The sequence below is a fragment of the Paenibacillus sp. FSL H8-0315 genome, assembly GCF_038005365.1.
GTDB classification, from domain to species: domain Bacteria; phylum Bacillota; class Bacilli; order Paenibacillales; family Paenibacillaceae; genus Paenibacillus_AQ; species Paenibacillus_AQ odorifer.
The window spans coordinates 5,040,309-5,065,140 of the sequence record NZ_JBBOTA010000001.1 but is presented as its reverse complement, the minus strand read 5'-3'; the positions used below and the strand labels follow the sequence as shown (position 1 = coordinate 5,065,140).

Genomic DNA, 24,832 nt, shown 5'->3' with positions numbered 1-24,832 from the left:
CACGTCCTCTTTACTTTTAAAGAGCTTCATTATTATGGCTTAGCTCTCTATAGCGGCTTGGGGTTATTCCCTCTTGTTTCTTAAAAATCCGGTTAAAATAGCTATGCTGATAACCCACCTGTTCAGCTACATCGTTAATTCGCAGCGAGGTATCACGCAGCAGCTCCTTGGCTTTATCAAGCCGTAATTCGGTCAGATAATCGATGAAATTTTTCCCGGTGACCCGTTTGAATGATTTACTCAGTAAAAATGGGCTGATCCCTGTATAATCCGCACATCCATCCAGCGAAATATTATCCATATAATGCTCATTGATATACATCATGGCATGCTCAATCGTCCGTTTGATTCCGGCATCAGAACGCTCACTCAGCTCCGTCAGATACGGTGCGACTACCTTTTCCTGAAACCAGGCAAGGATAAGCTTCGGCTCATGAATTTGCGACAGTGCCGCGTACAGATTAGCCCCTTTGAACAGTTGGTTTGGATGAATGCCTGAGACCATAATGGCGTGCTGAATACTGCCTAACAAATGAAGCATGCCCTGCTGCACATCAATCACTTTTGCCCCATTGGCACACAGTGCCTCCAGAAATTCCTCCAACAGCCGGTAAGCCTCTTCCGCTTCTCCTGTGCGCAGGGCCTGAATCATTCCGCGCTCCAAAGTGAACGAATATTGCGGTTCTGGCGTACTTTGCCCCTCACGATCCAGTAGCTCCATATTAATAATCTGGTTCTCACCACCAAACTGGCGATAACTAGCGGCTTGCTTCGCAGCCTCGAACGCTAGCGGAATACCGGATATCCTTCCAACCGGTGCACTAAACGCCACTGTTACCCTCATTTTTAACATGCGATTAATCGTTCCTGTCAGTTCTTCGCTAAAGGCTTGCACCGCTTCCAGCGATGGATTCGCAACGGGTTCGATAAGAAGTAATCCTGCCGTGAGATCATGGAAATTGATAATATCAGCCTGCTTAAAGTGCTCGGCAGACAATTCTCCGATAATATTGACGGCGGCGAATGATACAAGACTTTCATCACCGTTGCGGAACTTCCCCTCCTGGCTGGAGATGCCTGTAAGCTGAATATAAAGAATAATATAATGACAATCCTCTACTTCCCACTTAAAGCGCCGCATCCGGCTTTGCAGATCCTGCTCAGAATAAGAATATAAATACCCCTGAAACAGCTGATGCAGGAAGCTTTCCTTCACATGTGGAAGCTGCTCGGAAAGAGTGTACTTCAGGGCATGGCTCTCCCCGTGCAAGTTCTGCCAATGCCGTTCAATCAGAATGAACTCATCCTCCCTACTCGCAGCCGCCGCTTGGTCAGGCAACAAAGTCTGCAGCAAACGTCCTATCGGTGAATAGATTTTACGGGAAGCAAACCAAGACAGAATCGCCGCCAGCAGCAAAGCACTAAAGCTAACTAAAAATATCAGTCTTGAAATGAAGACGACAGGTGAAGTTATGCTGGTTATCGGTGAAGCGGACACATAGAGCCAGTCTGCGGAGAGTCGGGAAAACTCACCATAAGTCACTGCATATGTAGCCTTACCCCAGTCGAAGAGAAAAGAGGACTCAAGATTTGACTCATGGTTCGCGCCCCGTTCCACAATCTCATTATGCAATGCGGTAAGTAAGGGAGAATCCTCGGCACTGTCTCCAGCAGATACGTACAAATCCCCCGTCGTCTGCAGCAAAAATGTCTCGCCGCTATTATAAGGTGTCATAGTTCGTAGCATCGCAGCTACTTTCTCCGTATCCATGCGGAGCAAAAGAGCCCCGAAGGGCTTCAAGCTTCCGCCCGGAATATGATGGACAAGCGTTAATTCTTTGACATTTGGTTTATTGGGATCGAATGCCCACTGCGTCCAATAGGTGCTTTGTTCAGTATCAATCAATTTGTCATATTGACCAGAAACCATGCTGGAGTCAATCGTGCCATATTCGGGATTAAATAGTAATGGATAATCTCCTGATAGATAGAGTTCAACGTTACTCGTCATCGTGTTCGAGCCCTGCATCACTACGAGTGTCTTCGTAATATCCCAAGCCCGCTCATGATCCTGAATAAAATCAAGGCCATTCAAGCTGTAATCAAACTTGGGATCAAAAGCCCAATGTGCCAGCATCAGCTCCAGATTGGACAGCTGATCATCAATATTAGCCGCCCGCTGTTCAATCTGCCTGTTATGCATCTGCAGCAGCTCGCTCTCCAGACGTCCCCCTGCCATCCAGTAGACAAGCGCACCAATAATAAACCCCGGAATGGATGACACCACCAGCATAATGATCAGGTTTTTCCGATAATACCGGCCTTTACAGCCTGACCAGCCTTTTGTATAACGCTTCCATTTCGCCACATTTCTCATCACTATGCTCTCACCAGCCGAATCGGATAAATTTGAAGTGCAATCGAACCACATTCGTTTTGCTCCTCAGATCCTTTCCAGCCGGATAAAAGCACTAGGAAGGATCTAGTGGTCAGCCTTAGCGTATAATTCGTTCATTTCCTTTACTAAATCATCTCCACCTGTTTTTCTCCATACGTCAAATGCTGATTTCAATTCAGCTTCATCAATTTGTCCTACAATATACTTTATGCGTGCATCGTTAATTACATTGTCGAGTTGAGCACCCTTTTGCGAATATACTGTGGAAATAAAGGCCTCTGCCGGATTAACCACGATGGAAGCTTCATTTGCCTTTTGAACTTCAGTTTGTTTAAGGCGCAGCGGCGTTTGTGCTACAGTCTTGGACTTATCCTCAGGAATATAAGCCAATATTTGGTTTAGACCTTCCACTTCTGACTCCACAAGTACAGTGTCTTTGGAGCGTTCAATAAAACCATCCACCATAGTGTAGTGAGTACCTTCCAAACCAAAACCTAACATCGTTTGTAATTCCGGATTATTGATTTGATCTAGAAAAGCCAGTACCCGTTTCAGTTCTTCTTCGCTCTTCACAGATGATTTTGGAATAGCCAGCATGCCCGAGAAACCAGAGGTCGGCAATGTGTGTAGCTTGCCATCCGTACCTGTTACGCCCCCGCTTACATCTACATAATGTTTATCCGGTTCGTCTTTGCCTTCTTTTTCTAGCGCAGCGTGAATTTTATCATCCACCCGGGCGCCTGTATCGACCACATCGACGATTACTCCTGCCTTATTGTTCACGATCGGATCTGTCCATTTGGCACTGTCCATTACAGCAAAGTCGGAGTTGATCAATTTCTCATCATACAGCTTCTTCATGAACTTAAGCGCTTCCAAATATTCTGGATATTCATGCTCAGGCACCAGCTTGCCATCTTGCACGCCCCATTTATTCGGTGTTCCAAACCATAACTTAATGGTATCAAAACCGCTGGCCCACTGGCCGCTCCATTTGACAAGCACCATGCCATACGTATCCTCTTTACCATTGCCGTCTGGATCTTTTTCCTTGAACGCTTTCAGCATATTGTAGAAATCATCCACCGTCTGCGGTGTTTGCAACCCCACCTTCTCCAGCCAATCCTTGCGGAAAACCATACCGTTACGGCCGAGTACACGCCCCCGATAGATCCCGTAATTCTTCCCATCAATGGCCGAGTTTTTCAGAATAACCGGGTTCGCTTGGCTTAAATTCGGATAATCCTTAAGGTAAGGCCCTACTTCCCAGAATGCACCCGATTTGGCAGCGTTCACAAAACTAGAAGCCTTAACATCCCCCACGTAGATAATGGTCGGCAGCTTCCCAGAAGCTAGCGTAATATTAAATTTATCTGCATAAGATGCATTCGGGACCCACTCAAAGTGGATTTTTGTATTGGTCTGTTTCTCCAGTTCAGCAGCAACCGGACTGCCATCCTTCGGATAATTTGTTTTGAATATCGGCAGCATGAGGGTCAGATCCAGCGGGGACTCGCTTTTCTCTTCTCCAGTATTACTACTTCCCTCACTTTTGCTGTTAGAACCTGCAGATTCATTACCTGAGCAACCTGCAACAACAGTTGTAACCATCATAGCCACAAGTAAAAGTAACAACCAGCGCTTCTTTTTTACCGAACGATTAGCTTCCATTATTATACCTCCAAATTGGAATAAGTTAAGTTTGTTATCCTTTAACAGAACCCAGCATCACCCCTTTAGCGAAATGTTTTTGCAGAAATGGGTACACACATAAAATTGGTAGAGTACCTACTACAATAACCGCCATTTTAATCGACTGCTCCGGTGGCTGCACAAAGCTTGGATCCATAGAACTCATATCGCCAGCCGCAGATTGGGATAACATTACGATCTGTCGCAGCATCACCTGCAAAGGCCATTTTGTCGGATCCGTAATATAGAGCAGTGCCGAGAAGAAATTGTTCCAATGTCCCACAGCATAGAACAACGTAAATGTAGCGAGAACCGGTTTGGATAAAGGAAGGACTATCTTCCACAACAAGCCCAGCTCAGAACAACCATCAATACGCGCCGCTTCTTCCATTTCTATAGGCAGCTCCTGAAAAAAGTTTTTGACAATAATCAGGTTAAAGGCGCTAATTGCTCCCGGTAAAATAAGAGAATTGAGCGTATCCAGCAGATGCAGCTCCCGAATGACGAGATAGGTTGGAATCATTCCTCCACCAAACAGCATCGTAAAAATAACAAGGTTGAGTACCAAATTACGGCCCATCAGATATCGTTTTGCCATCGGATAAGCCATAGTTACCGTGAAGAATAAATTAACGACAGTTCCGATTACCGTAACATAAATAGAAACCCCTATACTGCGCATAATCGTATCTGTTGAAAAGATAAATCGGTAGGCGTCAAATGAAATCGTGGTCGGGATCAGGAATACGGCACGTTTAGTAATTTCCGCATCTGTAGCGAAGGAGCCCGAAACCACAAAGAGGAAAGGGAGAATCGCTACGATCCCGATAATCCCTAAAAATATATAATTGAATATATCAAATGCAGTTCCACCCGTACTCTTGTATTGTTTGGCCACAGCAAGCTTCTCCCTTCTCAATAAAGTCCAGATTCACCAAATTTTTTGGCGATCCAATTCGTCCCGAGCACAAGCGTCACACCGATTATTGATTTAAATAATCCAACAGCCGTGCTGTAACTAAAAGCTCCCTGGGTAATCCCCAGTGCGTATACATAGGTATCGAACACCTCACCTACTTCACGATTAAGAGCATTCATCATTAAATAAATTTGTTCAAAACCGTTATCCAAAATCGTTCCCATCCGAAGAATAAGTAAAATAACGATTGTACTGCGGATAGCAGGCAACGTAATATGCCAAATCTGCCGCCACCGGTTCGCACCATCTACTACCGCAGCCTCATATTGCTCCACATCTACACCGGCCAGCGCTGCCAGGAATATAATCGTCCCCCAACCGCACTCCTTCCAGATCGTCTGGAGAATAATCAATGGACGGAACCAGTCAGGATTAGCTAGAAAGTCTATTTTCCTGCCTGTAAACGTATACAAAAACTCATTTACAGTCCCGCCTTCCGTAGTTAAAAATACATAGCTCATACTGGCCACAATGACCATGGATATAAAGTGCGGAACATAAATCATCGTTTGTATCGTCTTTTTATAGAAGGAAAGCCGTATTTCGTTTAGAAGCAGTGCCAGAATAATCGGCGCCGGAAAAAAGAAAATCAAATTATAAAACGATAACAATAACGTATTGCGCAGCAGCATAAAGAAATCAGGATTCTGGAAAAAAACACGAAAATGCTCAAAACCTACCCATTCACTTTTCTGAAAACCAAGAAACGGCTGGTAATTCTTAAAAGCCAGCAGCACGCCCCACATCGGAACATATTTGAAAACAAGAAAATAAAGGACTCCAGGGAGCAGCAGAATATATAACCATTTATCACGTTTAAAACGTTTCCATCTTCTTACCCGGATATTTCGATAGGTCTGCGGCTTTGGCTGTTGTTCTGAAGTTCCCGGAACTGTTACGTGCTTCATCCTGTTCACCTCCATTTGTCATGTACAGCTCGCGATTACTGTAGCCATGGATTACTGCAATCACCCTTACTGCGACTCCTATTATGCTGCTAGTGATTTTTTCCAGCAATCGGACTTTTTTGAACGCTTTATATAAGCTAAAAATCCCATTTTATCTAAAAAGTCCAAACCGCGCAAAAGTTTACTATTGTCCGTAAGACATTAAGCACCTATGATTCCAAGTGATGATTTCCAGCAAATGTTTGCCTTAAAGGAGGAACTGAATTGAAGAACAAGCTATACTACGGTGCTGCTTGGTATCCCGAGCTATGGAGTGAAGAGGTGCTTAAGCAGGACATCCTTCTAATGAAAGAAACGGGGATTAATATCGTACGAATCGGAGAATTCATTTGGTCTGCTTTGGAGCCAGAAGAAGATAAGATTGATATCGGCCCCGTCGTGAAATATATCGAAAGGTTACATAGAAACGGAATTGACACAGTAATGTGTACGCCGACACCGACACCCCCCATCTGGCTTACTCATGGACATCCTGAGCGCTGTTATGTGGATGAAAGCGGAACGGTAATGGGACATGGAGCACGGCAGCATATCTGTACGAACAATCCTTATTTTCGTGAGCGGGCAGCCATTATTACGGAGCATATTGCCAAGGAGACCGGAGCACTGCCGGGGTTAACCGCCTGGCAGCTTGATAACGAATTCAAAGCGCATGTGGCGGAGTGTATGTGTGAGACCTGTAAAGACTTATGGCATATCTGGTTGCAGCAGCGCTACAGCTCCATTGAAAGGTTGAATGAGGTATGGGGAACAGCCGTCTGGAGCCAAACTTATCAACGTTTTGATCAGGTGCCACAGCCAGGACCCGCACCTTTCCTCCACAATTCATCCCTGCGGACGATGTACCGCTTATTTTCAATGGAAAAGATCGCTGAATTCGCCGATGAGCAGGCTGATATTATCCGCCGCCACTCCACTGCGCCAATTACCCACAACAGCAGTGTCGCTTTTCATCTAGATAATGAGCGGCTATTTCAAAATCTCGACTTTGCTGCCTACGACACCTATGCCTCACAGGAAAATATGCATGCTTATCTGCTTAACTGTGATCTGTGGCGAAATTTCAAGCCGGGAAAAGATTTCTGGATAATGGAGACCGGACCCTCGTTTGCCGCATCTCTAGTGAGTTTTGGTGTGCCCCATCCGAATGGATATCTGAAAGCAGAGGCAGTTGCCGCCTATGCGCTGGGTGCAGGTGCATTTTGCTATTGGCTCTGGCGCCAGCATACTTCCGGAAGTGAACAAACGCATAGCTCGATCCTTAGTGCCTGGGGAGAACCAGCTCTAGGGTACGTTAATGTGCTGGAGGCCAATCAAGCACGGCGGGAAATTGAACAAATTATGCTCTCCACCCGGCCCCTTCGGGCAGATGTTGCGATTACCTATTCGGACAGAACCAAAGCTTATCTCGCAACTGAACCTCATCGGAAGCTAAATTATCGTAGTCTGCTGGGCGATTTCTACAAAAGAATTCTTCATATGGGCATTCACAGGGATCTGCTGCCCGAAGGCGGAGACTTAACCGGATACAAGCTGTTATTCACTCCATTCGTACATTATTTGTCCCCCGAGTATGTGCAAAGTGCCCTGGCCTTCACAGCAGCTGGCGGGATTTGGATTGTCGGTCCTCTTACCGGAGGACGAACGAAGGAGCATACCCTTCATACGAATGCCGGACTTGGGGAATTGGAGCGGTTAGCAGGCGTCAAAACTAAGTTTACCTATCCGCTGGAATCAACAGGCACGATTGGACACGCTTTTGGGGTATCTGCTCCCTTGTCCTTGTGGAGTTCTGTTTTTGAACCCGTTTCAGAGTCCGTTTCCAGTATCGGAATGATTACGGAGGGGGTGACGCCGGGGTTGTCCTTCCTGACGGAGCAGCCTTACGGACAAGGCACTATTGTTATGCTGGGTTCAATGCCTGCCGGTGAAGAAGGCGACCTAATGTTATATAAACTCATTGATCATTATGCAGAACGTGCTGGTGTTACCCTACGCAGTGATGTCACTAAGGGAACCCTTGTCTGCCCTAGAAGCGATGACCAGGCTGCCGAAGTCTGGACCCTTGTAAATATGGATGGACACGGGGGAAGTCTCACACTCCCGCGGGACGGACATGATGTTCTCTCAGGCAAATCCGTGGCCTGCGGCCCCCTCTCCCTTGGTGCATATGAGTACCGAGTAATCCGGTTATAAATACTTATCCTTGCAGCATAAAAAGCCGCTAACTCCTTGGTCACCCAAGCGGTTAGCGGCCTCATTTCCGTTATTTCAACTTTTTATAACGCCTTTTTTAAGAATAACGTTCCCATACAACGCTTCCTCACCTGTAACTATCACTGCATAACTTTGCTTAGAACGGTTATAGAAATCAAAACGTTCCTCCTGTTTAATCGTGGCTTCAGCATCATGTTTGGCGATGATAGTCTCGTATGTGGTCCAAATGACCGGCACAGTTGGATCTCCTGCAACCACTGCCATAAAAGCCACCTGTTGCTCTGCGTAATGATCCAGAGGTAACAACTCTAAGATGGCATCCAGCAGTTCAGGAATACCGATGCCATCATATCTCAGTACCCTCGGATTCAACGAATGTCCGGGATAATTCGCATCAGCCAATACAAGCTCATCCCCATGACCCATCTCCATCAGAATGCGTACCAGCTCCGGGGACAGCAGCTTAGGAATTCCTTTTAACATAAGGCACCTCTTTACTTCCCATAAAATGATCGCAACGCTACCAGCTCATCAATCCGATGCTGCGGCAATTCTCTCTCCCCGCCAATCATCCGGGTAATGAAGGTGAGCTTGGCGGTATACTCAAGCCGCTCCATATTCAGATATGCTTCCATAACATCTTCTCCCCAAGTAAGGGCTCCGTGATTCTCTAGCAGAACCGCAGTTTTTTTGCCCAGGAAAGGCATCAGTGAATCTGGAATTTCTTCCGTCGATGGTGTTCCATATTCCGCCAACGGAATATCTCCGATCATAATCACCGACTCTGGCATCATCATCTTGTCGAGCGCCTCACCTTTTATGGCAAATGCAGTAGCATACGGGGGATGTGCATGGACCACACCCTTCATCTCTGGCAGCTCATTATAAATTCTTAGATGCATTTTTGCTTCAGTTGAGGGTCTGTAGCCTTCAGCTGCTTCAAGGACTTCACCTTGCAGATTCACTTTTACAAGCATATGAGGCTCTAAATATCCCTTACTCACCGCTCTGGGGGTAGTCAGAATTACATTCTCTGATAAGCGAGCAGAAATATTCCCATCATTAGCCGCAATAAAATCTTTATTAAACAGGTTTCTCCCGATATCACAAATCTGCAAACGTAATTTTTGTTCTAAGGTATCCATAGGGTTTCTCTCCTCGTATCCTATTTTTCACAAACCTTCACCAAAGAAGGCAGATATGTCTTAAAGGCAAAAGATCTTTCCACTACCTGCTTGCCCCCGGAGATTTCCAGTTCCCCTAGGGCAGCCAGTTGAATAATTATATTGCCAATTGCACTGGCTTCCACAGGCCCCGCTACAACTTTTCTCCCCGTAATATTAGCGGTAAGCTGACAGAGCAGTTCATTCTGAATCCCACCACCGACCATATGAATGATATTGATTTTTTTGCCGGTGATCTCTTCCATTTCGTCAATCGTATGGCGATAGGACTCTGCTAAGCTCTCAAGTATGACGCGTATAATCTCAGCTTTCGTATAAGGGGCTTGCTGGCCTGTTCGTTCGCAATATTCTCTAATCCGTTGGGTCATCACACCGGGTGTACTGAACAGCTCGTCATTCGGATCAATAATTGCTGGAGCATGATTTATGGTTTCGGCTAGCTCAACCATTTGGCCTTGGCTGACGTATTTTCCCGCTTCGGCCCAATTCCTTTGCAGCTCCTGCAAAATCCATAGTCCCGTTATATTTTTGAGCAAACGATTAGATTGGCCGTAACACTGCTCATTTGTGAATCCGTATTCATAGCTTTTCTCTGTAATGACAGCTTTAGGCGTCTCCATGCCCACTAACGACCATGTACCACAGCTAATAAATGCTGCATCTTCCTTTAGAGAATAAGGAATAGAAGCTACTGCTGAAGCCGTATCATGAGAAGCACCCGAAATTACCTCCATTGAACCTACGCTAAGCTCCTCTTGAATTACCGGAAGGATAGAACCAATAACCGTTCCCGCTTGAACCCGTTGTGGCACTAGACCAACCGGGATATTAAGCCTGCTGAATACTTCAGTGGAGACTTCACCAGATACAGCGTCCATTAAGCCACTTGTACTCCAAATCGTGCTTTCTGCTGCCGTGATACCAGAGAATAAATAGTGGAACAGGTCTGGCATCATTAAAATAGTATCTGCAACCTCTAGCAGAGAATCGTTATCCTGAAAATCAGCAAACAGCTGATAAACCGTATTAATCAAGCTCGGTTGAATACCTGTAATGCTAAATTGCTCCCTTGGTGGAAGCAGCGCCTCCAACCCTAGACGATGGCTTCCCATTCTCCTATCCCTATAATGATGGGGGGAATAGAGCAACATCCCTCTTTTATCAATAAAACCGTAATCGACTCCCCACGTATCCACGCTTAGAGACCTCAATTTTCCATGCGCCCTATAAGCTCTCTGGATTCCTTTTTTCATTTCGTGGAAGAGCTTCAAAACATCCCAATACAAATGCCCGCCAACATACACCGGCGTATTAGCAAACCGATGAATTTCTTCTATGCGAAGGGTGTTACCGTCATACAATCCCAACATCACTCTTCCGGAACTGGCGCCAAGATCCATAGCCAGAAGCTTAATCGTATCACCCATTTCAAGCACACCTGCTCCACAAGAAGATTTTAATATAGCGGTCCGAAATTCTGACAGGCTCTGTAATCTGCTCCTTCCAGATTCTCCGTCCCAAATAACGACCACACCCGTGGTCTGAAAATATGTGATTCCTCAACGTTATGCATACTTACTGGAATGCGTAAAATCGACGCCAGCGTAATCAGATCCGCCCCGATATGGCCATAACTGATCGCCCCATGATTCGCGCCCCAATTATTCATGACATCATATACCGATTGGAATGAACCACTGTTAGTTAGCTTAGGAGCGAACCAGGTCGTCGGCCATGTCGGATCTGTTCTTTGATCCAAAGTATGATGAACCTCTTCAGGCAGCTCTACGGTGTAACCTTCAACAAGCTGAAGAACAGGTCCAAGCCCCTTCACCAGGTTCAAACGAGCCATAGTAACCGGCATTCCGCCTTGGGTTAAATAATCGGTAGAGAAGCCGCCTCCCCGGAAATATTCTTGAGAAGCTGGCCGGAATTGTGTATTGCTTAGACAAGCCTCAGCCTCTTCGTCTGTAATCTCCCAAAAAGGTTTGATTGCAGGCTTACCCTCTATCCTTTGCTCACCTGTACCATCAAGCGCTGCCGAACCAGAGTTGATCAGATGCAGTATTCCGTGAGCTGCTTCTCCCTCCAATTGATGACCCGTCACTCGCTTCACAGCATCGGGACTCCAGAAGGTTCGGACATCCGCAAAGATTTGTGCTGTATTCGTAAGCAAATAATTGAACAGCATCGTTACCCCATTCAAGCTGTCATTCTCTGTCGCTACGAGATAAGGTGCACGTTTGCCGTTCCAGTCAAAAGAAGAATTCAACATCGTCTCCATGAAATCGCCGTTAGGGAAATGGTCCGTCCATTGTCTCTGGCCTTGGAAACCGCCAACAATTGCATTGTGGCCGTTAGCTTCCTCCTCAAAACCAAGCTCAGCGAGAACCGGATTGCCGATCATCAGGTCGCGGGCGATCAATGTCATTTTCACACAGGTCTCCCACTGCTTCTCTTTCTCTTCTGCACTGATTTGCAGATGCGGCGGATTATTATCGGCGCCAACTTGGCAGTTTTCTTTAGTCCACGCTAGCGCCCGCTTAAATTCCTCTTTATCATAAATCTCTTCTTCAAAGCGCCGGACATATTCAGACATATCTATATATTCATTGCGCATGCCCAGATACTCTTGGAAAAACTGTTCATTCACAATGGAACCCGCAATCCCCATCGAAACAGAACCCATAGATAAATATGATTTCCCCTTCATTTGAGCAACTGCTAAGCCTGCTCTAGCAAACTGCAGCAATTTAGACTGCACATCCGCTGGAATCTCTTCACTGCTAGACTCTTGAACATCTTCACCATAGATACCAAACGCAGGAATTCCCTTTTGAGCATACGCCGAGAGAACAGCAGCTAGATACACAGCACCCGGCCGTTCCGTTCCGTTAAATCCCCACACGGCATGCGGAATGGATGTATCCATATCCATTGTCTCTGAGCCATAACACCAGCAAGGCGTCACGGTGATCGACACCCCTACGTTATCCCCGGAGAATTTCTGAGCCGCAGCAGCAGCTTCTTTAACTCCACCGATCGTAGAATCGGCGATGATGCACTCTACAGGACTCCCATTCGGATACCTTAAATTCGCTTCAATAAACTTAGCCACCCGCTGAGCCATACCCATCGTTTGCTCTTCCAGTGATTCACGAACGCCTCTTCTTCTGCCATCAATGGTTGGACGGATACCAATTTTCGGATAGTTTTCTATCAATGCCGTTCCTCCTCAAGATCATCTTAGAGTCATCGTTAATAGATCTATTTCTCCTTCATCATAAAATCTGCAAGCGCTTTAGTCAACACAAAACAACATATTGCCTAAACAAAAGTGTGGTTTTATGTGATATAATTATTATATATTGTGGTTTTATGTGAATATGTAATTATTTTTAGATTTAAACAACAATGTAGTACACTAGAAAGCAGACGATTTATATATAAAGGTGAGTGAACGAATGAAAGCATTTGAACGACGGGATCTAATTATTAAAGAGCTTTACAGACAGAAGAAGGTCCATGTCGCAGAGCTAGCGCAAAAATTCAACGTCTCGGAAGAGACCATTCGGCGGGATCTAGATAAACTGGACAAAGAAGGTCTTGCCAAAAAAAATTATGGTGGGGCCATTCTCAACGCCCATACCAATGAAGATCCTTCCTACATCAGCAGACATCAGGTCAATATTGAAGCGAAGCGAATCATAGCCGATAATGTACTGCAATTAATCAATGATGGAGACAGCTTGGTGACAGATACGAGCTCAACGGTGTTTGAAGCCTTGCGTAGAATTATTGAGGAGAAAAACAATCTGACAATTATTACGAACTCTCTGGTGGTATTATCCGAATTTCAACACTCCGGTCAAAAGCTGATTTCCACAGGTGGAATTTTAGGTCCCGAGACCAGCTCCTTTGTTGGAAATACCGCTTCACAGACGATTCGAAAATATAATGTGGATGTAGCTATATTCAGCTGTAAAGCATTGTCCATGACAGGCGGGCTAAGTGATTCAAATGAAGAAGAAAGTGAACTGAAGGTGCTTATGCAGCAGCAGGCAAATAAAGTGGTTCTGCTCGTAGATCACTCCAAATTTGACCGGACTGCGTTCATTAAGTTGTTCAGCTTTGATAGAGTGGATTATATTGTTACAGATCAGAAGCCTTCTGAGGAATGGACCGATTTCTTAAATAATTACCATGTATCTCTTATCTATGCGCCCGCTGAGTGATCAGCAGGTGCATAGATAAAGAGAGATAATAACTTTATAACTTAGTTGTTTAAAAGACCACTTTCCAAGACGACCTTCAGCCATTCCCCAGCAATCAGATCATGCCCGGCAGTCGTCGGATGAACACCATCCCACAGCCAGTAGGTTGCTTCTGCTCTCTCCACAGCTGCATTGAAAGCATCCTGTAAAGGTACATAGACCGTATCAAATTGCTCAGACAGCTGCTTAACCACTCCCTGATAATGTGTAATCTTCGCTTCCCATTCTGCCCACTGTTCAGCTGGAGCTCCGGTATTTAAAATAAAAGGCTCACATAAAACCAGCTTCGTATGTGGCAGAACTTCACGTGTTTCTTCAAGTACGTGACGGTAAGCGCGTTCAAAACGGTCCGTAACTCCACTTGGTTCCCCTTTCATCATTCTCCAAATATCGTTAACCCCAATCAATATACTAATGATGTCAGGCTGCAAGCTAATTGCATCTTCATTCCAGCGTGCATATAAATCGGAGATTCGATCTCCACTCACTCCGCGGTTATAGAATACCAGATTCTCTTCTGCCCGCTCATTCCCTAGCTTGCCACCGATGATATACGCATAGCTATGTCCAAGAATATGATTCGGGTCTTCATCACGACCCCGATTCCCATCCGTAATGGAGTCACCCTGAAATAAGATCACTTTTGATTTTTTAGTAGCTGGATTAGTCATTGAATCTTTCATCTCCTTGATTACTAGTATATTAATCATTCAACTTGAATGTCTCCTATAATACAAGTAAAGTTATCATATAGAATACAAGGAGGAAAGAGAAAAATGAAATATAGAAGACTAGGCAATTCAGGGCTCAAAATCAGTGAGATCGGACTAGGCAGTTGGCTTACATATGGAACAGCAGCAGAGCAAAAGGCAGCCGATGCTTGTATCAGCAAAGCTTTTGAATGCGGTATCAATTTCTTTGATACGGCTAATGCATATAACCGTGGTGAAGGCGAAAAAGCGATGGGTGCTGCTCTACGCTCCTATGAAAGATCATCTTATGTGCTAAGTACAAAGGTCTTTTTCCCCATGGGAGACGATGTTAATAACCGTGGTTTGTCCCGGAAGCATATTATGGAGCAATGTGAAGCCAGCCTCCGCCGCTTAGGCACCGATTATATTGATGTATATTTTTGTCATCGCTTTGATACAGAGACCCCTGTAGAGGAGACTCTACGCGCGCTGGATGATCTGACGGCTCAAGGTAAGATTCTCTACTCCGCTGTTAGCGAATGGAGCGCAGCCCAAATCTCCAATGCTGCTGGTATCAGCCGCAGACTGAATCTGCGTCCACTGATCTCGAATCAACCTATCTATAATATGTTCGAACGTTATATTGAAGACGAGGTCCTTGAAGTATCCCAGCGTGAAGGGCTGGGCCAAGTGGTCTTCTCTCCTCTAGCGCAAGGAATTCTGACTGGCAAATATAAACCGGGGCAACAACCTCCAGCAGGAACCCGTGCAGCGGATAATTCAGTTAATGGTGTGATCTCCAGCTACCTCCGTGATGATGTGTTGTCTGTGGTTGGACAGCTGGATGAACTCGCTCACAGTTTAGACCTGAAGCTTTCGCAATTGGCATTGGCATGGATTCTACGCCAGCCTGGTGTAAGTTCAGCATTAATTGGTGCCAGTAAACCAGAGCAAGTTGCAGAAAATGCCAAAGCTGTAGATACGGTACTCTCCGCAGATACTTTGCAGCAAATCGAGGAGATTCTTAAGCCGGTAGCTGATTTTGCTCCTGCAAGATAACCTATTGCACACTTGCCATATAGTACACAAAAGAGGTTGTGCCAAAAGCCATCACCATGGCTTAGGCACATCCTCTTTTTCTTTAAGAAATCAATTTAGACTCTTCGGCTTGTTCAGAAGCCTTATGGATAAAAGGCTCCAGTGGTTTCTTGAGGAGTAATGCCAGCAAGAGTGCCAGCACACCGAAGATAATCAAATAAATCACATCACGAATCGCCACTTCCGGCAGAATTCCCCCTACCGCCTCCCGCATCAGACTAATTGCATAGGTAAACGGCATATACGGATTTAATATTTGAAAAAAACGCCCAGTCGTACTAATCGGAAATGTACCGCCGGAGCTAGAGAATTGAAGCACCATGAACACGATTGCTATTCCTTTTCCCAGGTTGCCAAATACAGCGACAAGCGTAAATACAATGGTTACGAACACGATGCTGATTAACACTCCAAAAAGTACAAACCACACCTTATTCACCACATAACAGTGCAAAATAAAAATGTTGCCAAGGACAGCCACCAGCCCCTGAAGAATCCCCACCGTAAGGAAGGTCAGCAGGCGGCCAAAATACAATTGATATCTTTTGTACGTTAGCCCCCCCGTATCCACACCTGTGCGGAGAAGAGAGACAAGCAGTGTGCCTCCGACCCATAAGGAAAGTACGACATAAAAAGGAGTCATTGCTGAGCCGTAATTCGGAATGGGATATAGCTTATTCTCTTTTAACACTACCGGATTGGCCAAAAAATCACTTTTGCTCTTAATATCTCCTCCGAGCAGTTGCGCAATTTCCCCCAGATCAATCTCTTCTTTAATTTGGCGGATCGTGGAGGCGGCTTTTCGAATCGAGTCTTCCAGTACTGGAAGATCATTTCTCACCAAATCTGCGGCAAGCGCCACTCCTTTATCTGCACGGGGGAGTCCTGTACGAATCAGATCCGAGACCTGATGAACCCGCTCTTCTACAGTAGGCAGATCCTGACGCACGAAATTCGCAGCTTGCTGTATCTTTTCCCCTGCAGTAGGTAAGCTGCTCTCCAATAGCGGAAGTGTATCTCGGATGAAAGCACCAAAGCCCTGGGTCTGATCGGCAACCCCACTGGCTGCTGTGTGGACCGCTTCGCGTATAGCTGGCAAATCCTGCTGCAGACTAGCTAAGCTTGTCTGCCCGAACTCAATCGCCGACATTGTCTCTTCCAGTAGAGTACCCAGCGCGGGTAAACGATCTGGCATTTGCTGCAATGCGGTGGCTGTGACATCTGCCGCCGAAGTTATTTGCTCCAGTGTATTTTTTATGGCAGGGATAGTCGACGAATCATATCCTGAGATAAGCTTCGCAATCGCCAGCTTCCCAAGACCAGACTTTAGGAACAATTGGTTAATTGCACTGGAATCAGCGTTATCCTTATTCTGAAGGTCAGCCGTCATAGCATTTACCAAGGACTTCTGACTGTTCAAAACACTGTCTACACCTTTCAATGCCGCAAGATCAGCAATAGACACTGTTTCAGGTGAAAATGTGTTCAATGCATTTAACATAGAAAGTGTGTGTTCAATCACGCTGCTTCCTGCAGCCAACTGTGCTGAGAGTACCTCCAACTGCTCACGTACAGCTTGTGGCTCGTTATCCTCTCCCTTTAACTGTTCAGCAAGCTTGACCACTGAGCTCTCCGTTTGCTGTAGGAGATTAAGATTCTGTTTGACAGCTGCTGGAACAGCTTCAAATGCAGCACTGCTCTTCTCCAAAAATTGTTGAAGCTCCAGAACAAAATCATTTCCGGCAGTGGCAATCTTTTCTGCTTCAGGTAGTGCTGTTAAGGCAGCATTAACGATTTTATGCGCTTCCGTAAGACCTTGCGAGGCCTGAGCCATGATCTGTTCAACTTCACCATAATGGTTATCAAGTTGAACGATTAGCTGTGCCGCTTCTTCAATCTTGAGCAGCTTGTCCTGTAGCCGCCCTAAATGATCTAAGGTACTCGCGATTTGCGGCCAATGCTCAGCAATTTTCTCTAAAGCCTCACCCGCTTTTTCCACCTCTGGCAGCTTATTCTCCAATGTGGAAATACGCTCTGCTGAGGCATGAATCTGCGGCCAATTTTCCTGAATTTTTAATACTCGTTTACCTGCGGTTTCAATTTCTGGCAGGCTCGCCTCTAATTTAAACAATCCTTTTTCTACCTTGCGTATAATGGGCAATTCAGATTGAAATTCCTTATCGATTTGACTTAAAACAGTAAATACCGTCTCACTAATCGTTTCCGTGAAATTCTCACTGATCTGTGTGGTGATTGAAGTGGCGCCCTTATCCGTGATTTTAGGAGCAATCGCATTTATTTTCTCATTGACGGTATATTCGATCTCTGGTTTCACAATCGTTCCTTCAAGAATTCCAGTCATTCGTTTGGAGAAATTAGCAGGGATAACAATACTGGCATAGTAGTCTCCGCGTTTGACACCATTATGTGCAGTCTCTGCATCTACAAAGGTCCAGCCCAAGTTTTTATTGCTCCGAAGACTTTCCATGACCTCATTGCCGATATTAAAATCCTTCTCCTGCACCTTAGTACCTTCATCTAAGCTGGTAACAGCAATTTTAATGCCAGAAGTATTGCTATAAGGATCCCATACTGACGCAACGTTCACCCAATCATACACGGAGGGCAATACCACCAAAGCGGCAACCAGCAATACGGCCACAGGAACTCTGAATAAATTACGCCAATCGTTCCTATAAATCCGTAGTATTCCGCCCATTCGCTGCTCCCCCTAATCTGCATGTTTTGATATTTTAATATGCCCGAGGAGACAAGCTTTTACTATTCATTTTAGGAAACTCATGACTTCTCATTGCTTTTTAAAAAAACTTTTAAAAAAATGCAACAAAAACTGCTCTTCTCACGTAAAGAGTAATATAAACCCGTTTAAGAAAAAACAGAGCGGGTAATAAGTTCTATACAACGTCTTACATATCTCAAGGGGGAGATTAATAATGTTTAAGAAAAAGTCAGCGTATGTGTTACCGGTTGTTGTTCTGTTGTTTCTTTCCCTCATTACTTCTGCAAGTACCATTGGAACACGGGTAGATGCGCAAGATAGTGACAAGACCCAGCATCAAACAGTTTACTTTCATACTATTGAATCCGACCATGGCAAGCTCTCCGGTACGACCGATGAAATAAACTGGTATCAGGGTGCTGATGCCGATCGAATCTTTGCTGAAAGAGATCCAGAAGCTGCAGCAGAAATAGGCGGAGCTCCAGACAGTTATTATATTGTAAATGATGTTGATACTCTGACAACTTATCCGATTGCGGATAACGCCACAGTGACGATGCAAATTTTTGATCACACTGGCAATATGGATGACTTGGATATCAACTGGAATGAGTCCATCACCTTACAGCAATTTATGGATCAATTTAATAAAACGGATGTCATCGACTTGAGCCAGTTCCCGTATCACATCACCATTCAGGACGGCGTAATTACTTCTATCGTTCAACAATATATACCTTAAGGTGCAACATAAGAAAGAGGGTTACTCAGCAGCCATGTAAATGGCTTATAAGTAACCCTCTTTTTTTATTTCCTTAACAAATTATTGTTTAGCTGCATCCTTAACGGGAACCCCAAAATTCGGCGTACCATCTTCATTCCAATGGAAGACTTGAGCACGAGTATGACGGTTCGGATCGTACAGCGGATCGCCGGTAATTTCTTTATAATTGCGGCAGTGGTAGATGAGTACATCTTCCCCATTTTCATTTACAGTAAAGCTGTTATGACCCGGTCCATATTGTCCATTCTCTTCATTGGTCTGGAATACCGGTTCCGGCAGTTTGGTCCATGAAGTGGCATCCAGCAGGTCGCTGTCCTCATCTGCAACCAAAAGTCCCATGCAGTAATTGAAGTCCGTAGCGCTAGCCGAGAAGCTGATAAAGATACGGCCGTTACGTTTAAGCACTGCAGCTCCTTCGTTTACCTTGTACCCAATAATCTCCCAGTCATATTCAGGAGTAGCAATCATGGTCTGAGGACCGGTTAGCGTCCATGGATTACTCATTTCCGAGATATACAGGTTAGAATTCCCCTCAATATTCAGATCCTTCTGTGCCCATACATAATACAATTTTCCTTTGTGTTGAAAGGTGGTTGCATCCAATGCAAAGGATTCCCAAGCGGTTTTTACCTGGCCTTTTTCTACCCATGTTCCTTCTAAAGGATTGGCAGATTCATTCTCAAGAGCAAACATACGGTGATCGAATAATCCATCCTTCGTCTCCGTAGTACGCGCCGCCGCGAAATAAATGTACCATTTCCCGTCAATATAATGGAGCTCTGGTGCCCAAATGTTTGCACTAAGCGGACCCGTCTCATATTTACGCCAAGCTACAACCGGTTCTGCAGCAGCCAATCCCTCGATTGTTGTTGCTCTCCGTACTTCGATCCGGTCGTATTCTGGGACAGAAGCAATAAAGTAGTAATAACCATCTGTATGTTTATATACCCATGGATCAGCACGTTGCTCCACCAATGGATTTTTATATTCTACACTCGTATTCATAATCTCTCTCCTCTATTTAAACTTTAACAATACAGAACCATGCTGTGGAAGAGTTTGAGAAATACCTTCGTTAACCACTTCCAAATCGCGGCTTTGCCATAGATCACGTATAGTACTAGGAATTGAAACCTTAAGCTGCTCGAACGACACCTGAAGCGTTAAAGCTTCATCGCTAAGATTAAACAAAGCTACATAATGGTTACCTTGTTCATCCTCAGATGTCCAGATCGCATGCTCCTCATTTAGCGCCACCTGTCTGCCGCCTTTACCATAACGATGCAGATGAAGCACTTCCTTATTGGTCAATAAAGATAATGTCCAATCATCATTGTCCCGAAGTTCTCCTCCAAACATTAACGGGGAGCGGAAAATACTCCATAGTGTCATCATGGTGACCTGCTCGTCATGAGTAAACCGCGTGAACCGGTCTCCCCCGCCATCTACAGAACGAATGCCCAGATGACCTAACGGAAGCATGTCACAATCCGGCCAATGGCCCGGCTGCACATAAGGAGCCCATTTCTCACAGCGCTCAAACATCCCGCGCAGCAAATGCCAATGATCCCAGTAATCATCGGTCATTCTCCAAAGGTTAGCGTGTCCGGCTAAGTGTTCAGCCTCTTCCACTGGAGCAGGTCCAGGCGAAAGACTGAGCACCATCTCGCGACCACTGCGGTCAATAGCCTTACGGATCATAGCAACTTCTTCTTTGTGATATCCATAAATGCGTGAAGCGGCAATATCATCCACTTTCACATAATCCACACCCCAACTGGCATACAACTGGAACAGCGAGTCATAATACGCCTGACTACCTTCTTTTGAAGCATCTACTCCATACATATCCGTATTCCATGGACAAATAGAATTTGGGTGAGCCACATCGCGTGCGGTTTGCTCAGATCCTAGAATGGCACTGGCCGCATGAGCAGCCTGACGCGGGATTCCGCGCATAATGTGTATGCCGAATTTCAAACCCAATCCATGTACATATTCAGCGAGTGGCGCAAACCCTTTGCCTCCCGCTGCGGAAGGAAACCGGTTCTCAGCAGGTTGAAGTCTGGAGTACTCATCCATAACCAGCGGTACAAAGTTGCGGTACTGCGAAGAATTCGCTCCAGGCTCATACCACTGAATATCCACAACTACATATTCCCAACCAAAGTCCTTCAAATGGGTAGCCATATATTCTGCATTGCCTCTTACTTCTTCTTCATTTACACTGGCCCCGTAACAATCCCAACTATTCCAGCCCATCGGGGGCGTAGCAGCTAACAAATTTTGTTTGATGATTTTCACGTCCTTTTCAAAAACTTAGTATTCACTCCCAGCGAGGTGCCAAGGGATAAGGGCAAGTAGAGTCCTGCAATCTTGTTCTTACCTCTACAAGACAGCCACAATAACGGCAAGTGCTACCAAATTGCAGGCCAGAGCAATCTCGGCAATGTTCAATACGCTGCAAATATTGCTCCTCCGGTGCTAAAGGTCTTTCTCTAGTGGCTATTTCTATTAAACGCTCCAATTTTTCTGGGCTTATTCTCATGTTCTCATCACAGCTTTTGCAGCGACGGTTTTTTTCTTGGTTCTCTGACATGATGTTATTCCAGAGTCAAGACTACCACGGAAGCAGGTGGAAGCTCACAGCTCAGCTTTTCACCTAATAAAGACGCACCCTCAAAAGCTACTGGAGTAACTGTATCCGGTGCCTCAAATGTATTGTGCGCTCCCAGCACGGAATGCGTTAAAATCTGACCTGTCACTTTGCTAAAGCTAACCTCTTCAATACCAATACTTAGCGATGCGCTGTCCTTATGGCTCAGGTTACAGAGTGAAACATATACTTTGCCATTCGTATCACGAGATGCAGAAACGCTAATCTGTGGAATTGTAAGCTCCCCAAACGTATAATCAGGGCTCTCAATAGTAACTTCAAGCAGTTCATTATCCTGATGCTCTTTGTACATTTCAAATACATGATAGGTAGGCGTTAGAATCATCTTGTCGCCCTCCGTCAGGATAAGAGCCTGCAGTACATTGACCACTTGAGCCAAATTCGCCATTTGCACACGACTGCTATGCTTTTGGAAAATATTCAGCGTTACCCCTGCTACCAATGCATCTCTGAGTGTATTCTGCTGATACAGGAACCCTGGATTCGTACCAGGTTCACTTAAGAACCAGGTTCCCCACTCATCTATAATCATTCCAACCCGCTTATCCGGGTCATATTTATCCATAACCGCTGAATGTTTAGTAATCAATTCATCCATATGCAAGGTTTTTTGCATAGTCTCAAACCATTCGGCTTCATCAAAACCTAAAGCGTAACGTTTCTCTTCCCAGCTTCCAGGAATCGTATACGAATGAAGACTGAGACCATCCATAAACCGTCCAGCTTCGCGCATTAGCACTTCCGTCCAATTATAATCATCAACGTTGGCGCCACCAGCGATTCTATAGATCTGATTTTCACCATAATTGCGCACATATGTCTGGTAACGTCTGTACAAATCTGCATAATATTCTGGACGCATATTGCCGCCGCAGCCCCAGTTCTCATTACCTACACCAAAATACTTCAACTTCCACGGCTCTTCACGCCCATTTTCACGACGCCAGTCCGCCATCGGTGATTCGCCTTCAAAGGTCATATATTCAACCCACTCCGACATCTCCTGAACAGTGCCACTGCCAACATTCCCGCAGATATACGGTTCACAATCCAGCAACTCACATAATTCAAAAAATTCATGCGTCCCAAAATGATTATTCTCGACGACACCGCCCCAGTGCGTATTCACCATCCGCTTACGGGTTTCTTTTGGACCAACGCCATCCTTCCAATGATACTCATCGGCAAAACAGCCCCCCGGCCAACGAAGGACAGGAATATTAACTTTTTTGAGTGCTGCTAGGATGTCATTGCGGAAGCCCTTGGTGTTCGGAATCGGTGAATCTTCCCCCACATAGATCCCGTCATAGATACATCTGCCCAAATGCTCAGCAAAATGACCATATAGATATTTGCTGATCTTATTAATTCCTTTACCTGCATGTAGCTTGATCGTAGTCATCTATTCTCTTCTCCATTCTTTTGCTTACCCCAGATGGAAATTCCATTTTCATTTAATCCAGTAAATACAAGGGTCTGAGTTTCTTTCTCCCAATCCCATGACGGAAGCAATTGCACCTTCTCTATCCGGCCTTCACCCTCGACAACATCATTCCAGACCAAGGTCAGGACTCTGCATCCATCAAAAGACCAGCTTCCCTTTCCATTCGCACCTTCCAGCTTAAAGTCAGAGGATAGACTTATGACGGCAGACTGAATCTGGCCATCCGCTGAGGGGTCCATTACAATCCATTCCCACTGTCCTGCGATTAGCTGTTCTGGAATATCCTGTTCCACTTCACCCGCATACCGTTCTGGAGATACAACAGGCCAACCATCCTCTGTCCACAGAATTCGACGAACCTGTAAATAGGACCAATGTTTATCGATTTCACCACGTGCATGATGAACTATATAATAGCTGCCATCCTCATGAAGAACTGAGTTATGGCCGGGAGCTATCCAACCTGGATCTTGTCCAAAGCGATAGCCACCCAGTATTTTATTGCCGACCTCATATCGGGGTTGATGCGCACTATCAGTCATATCTCGTCCGTTATAATCCACATATGGGCCGGTAATAGTATCTGCACGAGCGACACGAACGTTATAATCCTCAAACAGGGAGTCATAGGAGACGAACAAATAGTATTTTTTGAATTGCTCGTTATACACTATGTACGGTCCTTCAACTGCTCCATCTTTAATGGTATTATCCCGTTTAGCGATCAGCGTACCAATACCTTCTTGCTTCGGTTTGCCTGTTTCCGCATTCAGCTCAATGATATGAATTCCACCAAAAAAAGAACCATACACCATCCACATTCGCCCATCTGCATCCGTAAGCACATTGGCATCAATCGCATTCAGTGAATCTTCAGCACGCGTCTGAATCACTACACCTTCATCGGTCCAAGGTCCCTCAATAGAAGCTGAAGTTTGAAGTCCGATTAGTGATTGTCTACTTCCGAAAGATGAGGCCGAGTAATACATTCGATACTGTTCACCGTATTTCACCACATCGGGTGCCCATAAATTAGTAGCCCCTGCCCATTCCTTCGCAACTTGGGGAATTCCCGGCAGCGCATAATGAACCCATTCCCAATGGATAAGATCCTGTGATTTCCGAACCATTACGCCTGGACGTAATTCTCCTCCGACTCTTATGTCGGTAGAAAAAACATAGTAACCCTCATCTGTTTTAATAATGCCTGGATCATGTGTGTTGTGAATCGTCCATAAAGACTCGATATCAATCACTGATAGATCATACATTGGCATGTTCCCCGGGGAACTTGGAAAGACAAGATCTGTTGTTTTTTTTACCATTAGATTATCACCTCAGAAATAGCAACAGATTGAACAGCAATAAATATTAAATTTAAAATGAAAAAATATGTATTCGCTTACAATATAAAATAACATATATAAAAAGCCTTGTAAATATATTTCTATAAACCTTTTTATATTTATATGAAATTAAACTCGAAATAAATGAATTAGGGCGAAATAACAGCCTTTTTCTTTAGATTAATTCTTTATATGTTTAAATTTTACTAAATCAAATAAAAATCATGCCAAAAATCCCTCTTATATTCGTACATTCTACAAAATAAGGAAGTATACTTTATTTATATGCCTTATTAGTTTATAATTTTATAAAATAGTATAATTTATGACGTAATCGGA

Annotated in this window: 19 protein-coding genes; 4 read left to right on the top strand and 15 right to left on the bottom strand. The window is 44.9% G+C overall.

From position 1 onward, the window contains the following. Nucleotides 1-16: 16 nt before the first annotated feature. From MHB56_RS22035 to MHB56_RS22020, 4 genes are read right to left on the bottom strand one after another with little or no spacing between them, the layout of a single operon-like run. Nucleotides 17-2,431, bottom strand: coding sequence for a helix-turn-helix domain-containing protein (locus MHB56_RS22035; RefSeq protein ID WP_081390197.1), 2,415 nt, complete (start codon nucleotides 2,429-2,431; stop codon nucleotides 17-19). 51 nt (nucleotides 2,432-2,482) lie between these two features. Then, on the bottom strand, nucleotides 2,483-4,069 hold the full coding sequence (locus tag MHB56_RS22030) for an extracellular solute-binding protein (RefSeq protein ID WP_076130714.1): 1,587 nt from the start codon (nucleotides 4,067-4,069) through the stop codon (nucleotides 2,483-2,485). Between the two features lie 34 nt (nucleotides 4,070-4,103). Further along, nucleotides 4,104-4,988 (bottom strand): carbohydrate ABC transporter permease, encoded by an 885-nt coding sequence (locus MHB56_RS22025; RefSeq protein ID WP_076130713.1) that lies wholly within the window; start codon nucleotides 4,986-4,988, stop codon nucleotides 4,104-4,106. 17 nt (nucleotides 4,989-5,005) lie between these two features. Beyond that, nucleotides 5,006-5,977 (bottom strand): ABC transporter permease, encoded by a 972-nt coding sequence (locus MHB56_RS22020; protein WP_076142502.1) that lies wholly within the window; start codon nucleotides 5,975-5,977, stop codon nucleotides 5,006-5,008. Between the two features lie 264 nt (nucleotides 5,978-6,241). On the opposite strand from MHB56_RS22020, the gene MHB56_RS22015 reads away from it, so the two are divergent. Continuing rightward, nucleotides 6,242-8,233, top strand: coding sequence for a beta-galactosidase (locus MHB56_RS22015; protein ID WP_341144011.1), 1,992 nt, complete (start codon nucleotides 6,242-6,244; stop codon nucleotides 8,231-8,233). A gap of 75 nt (nucleotides 8,234-8,308) precedes the next feature. Here the strand turns inward: MHB56_RS22015 and fucU are convergent, their stop codons facing one another. The 4 genes from fucU to MHB56_RS21995 are packed head-to-tail and all read right to left on the bottom strand — an operon-like array spanning nucleotide 8,309 to nucleotide 12,661. Then, entirely contained in the window at nucleotides 8,309-8,737 is a 429-nt protein-coding gene (gene fucU / locus MHB56_RS22010; RefSeq protein ID WP_076185289.1) for an L-fucose mutarotase, read from the bottom strand. 11 nt (nucleotides 8,738-8,748) lie between these two features. Beyond that, nucleotides 8,749-9,399: a class II aldolase/adducin family protein gene (locus MHB56_RS22005; protein ID WP_038569477.1), complete on the bottom strand. Its 651-nt coding sequence runs from the start codon at nucleotides 9,397-9,399 to the stop codon at nucleotides 8,749-8,751. Nucleotides 9,400-9,419: 20 nt separating this feature from the next. Continuing rightward, the gene (locus MHB56_RS22000) at nucleotides 9,420-10,865 is read right to left on the bottom strand and encodes a rhamnulokinase (RefSeq protein WP_341144010.1); all 1,446 of its coding nucleotides are present in this window, start codon (nucleotides 10,863-10,865) and stop codon (nucleotides 9,420-9,422) included. Between the two features lie 29 nt (nucleotides 10,866-10,894). Next, on the bottom strand, nucleotides 10,895-12,661 hold the full coding sequence (locus tag MHB56_RS21995; RefSeq protein WP_341144009.1) for an L-fucose isomerase: 1,767 nt from the start codon (nucleotides 12,659-12,661) through the stop codon (nucleotides 10,895-10,897). Between the two features lie 241 nt (nucleotides 12,662-12,902). On the opposite strand from MHB56_RS21995, the gene MHB56_RS21990 reads away from it, so the two are divergent. After that, the gene (locus MHB56_RS21990; RefSeq protein ID WP_076130709.1) at nucleotides 12,903-13,673 is read left to right on the top strand and encodes a DeoR/GlpR family DNA-binding transcription regulator; all 771 of its coding nucleotides are present in this window, start codon (nucleotides 12,903-12,905) and stop codon (nucleotides 13,671-13,673) included. Between the two features lie 41 nt (nucleotides 13,674-13,714). Here MHB56_RS21990 and MHB56_RS21985 read toward each other — a convergent pair whose 3' ends face one another. Then, nucleotides 13,715-14,422: an SGNH/GDSL hydrolase family protein gene (locus tag MHB56_RS21985; protein ID WP_341144008.1), complete on the bottom strand. Its 708-nt coding sequence runs from the start codon at nucleotides 14,420-14,422 to the stop codon at nucleotides 13,715-13,717. Between the two features lie 66 nt (nucleotides 14,423-14,488). Here MHB56_RS21985 and MHB56_RS21980 point away from each other — a divergent pair, with 66 nt between their 5' ends. Next, entirely contained in the window at nucleotides 14,489-15,463 is a 975-nt protein-coding gene (locus MHB56_RS21980; protein WP_076280513.1) for an aldo/keto reductase family protein, read from the top strand. An 82-nt stretch (nucleotides 15,464-15,545) separates the two neighbouring features. Here the strand turns inward: MHB56_RS21980 and MHB56_RS21975 are convergent, their stop codons facing one another. Next, complete coding sequence (locus MHB56_RS21975) at nucleotides 15,546-18,221, bottom strand: YhgE/Pip domain-containing protein (protein WP_341144007.1); 2,676 nt, start codon at nucleotides 18,219-18,221, stop codon at nucleotides 15,546-15,548. A 235-nt stretch (nucleotides 18,222-18,456) separates the two neighbouring features. Here MHB56_RS21975 and MHB56_RS21970 point away from each other — a divergent pair, with 235 nt between their 5' ends. Further along, nucleotides 18,457-18,984 (top strand): hypothetical protein, encoded by a 528-nt coding sequence (locus tag MHB56_RS21970; RefSeq protein ID WP_076220854.1) that lies wholly within the window; start codon nucleotides 18,457-18,459, stop codon nucleotides 18,982-18,984. An 81-nt stretch (nucleotides 18,985-19,065) separates the two neighbouring features. Here MHB56_RS21970 and MHB56_RS21965 read toward each other — a convergent pair whose 3' ends face one another. Genes MHB56_RS21965 through MHB56_RS21945 form a run of 5 tightly spaced genes read right to left on the bottom strand, consistent with a single transcriptional unit; the run spans nucleotide 19,066 to nucleotide 24,472 of the window. Then, nucleotides 19,066-20,031 (bottom strand): glycoside hydrolase family 43 protein, encoded by a 966-nt coding sequence (locus MHB56_RS21965; protein WP_076125166.1) that lies wholly within the window; start codon nucleotides 20,029-20,031, stop codon nucleotides 19,066-19,068. 12 nt (nucleotides 20,032-20,043) lie between these two features. Continuing rightward, entirely contained in the window at nucleotides 20,044-21,321 is a 1,278-nt protein-coding gene (locus MHB56_RS21960) for a glycoside hydrolase family 27 protein (protein WP_339248756.1), read from the bottom strand. Nucleotides 21,322-21,352: 31 nt separating this feature from the next. Next, nucleotides 21,353-21,625 (bottom strand): DUF6171 family protein, encoded by a 273-nt coding sequence (locus tag MHB56_RS21955; protein WP_076125168.1) that lies wholly within the window; start codon nucleotides 21,623-21,625, stop codon nucleotides 21,353-21,355. A 4-nt stretch (nucleotides 21,626-21,629) separates the two neighbouring features. After that, nucleotides 21,630-23,105 carry an alpha-N-arabinofuranosidase gene (locus MHB56_RS21950; RefSeq protein ID WP_076125169.1) on the bottom strand — a complete coding sequence of 492 codons (1,476 nt, stop codon included), beginning with the start codon at nucleotides 23,103-23,105 and terminating at the stop codon, nucleotides 21,630-21,632. Then, a complete protein-coding gene (locus MHB56_RS21945) occupies nucleotides 23,102-24,472 on the bottom strand; it encodes an arabinan endo-1,5-alpha-L-arabinosidase (protein ID WP_341144006.1) in 1,371 nt (456 codons plus the stop codon). Before MHB56_RS21945 ends, MHB56_RS21950 begins: the two co-directional genes overlap by 4 nt. Nucleotides 24,473-24,832: the final 360 nt, after the last annotated feature.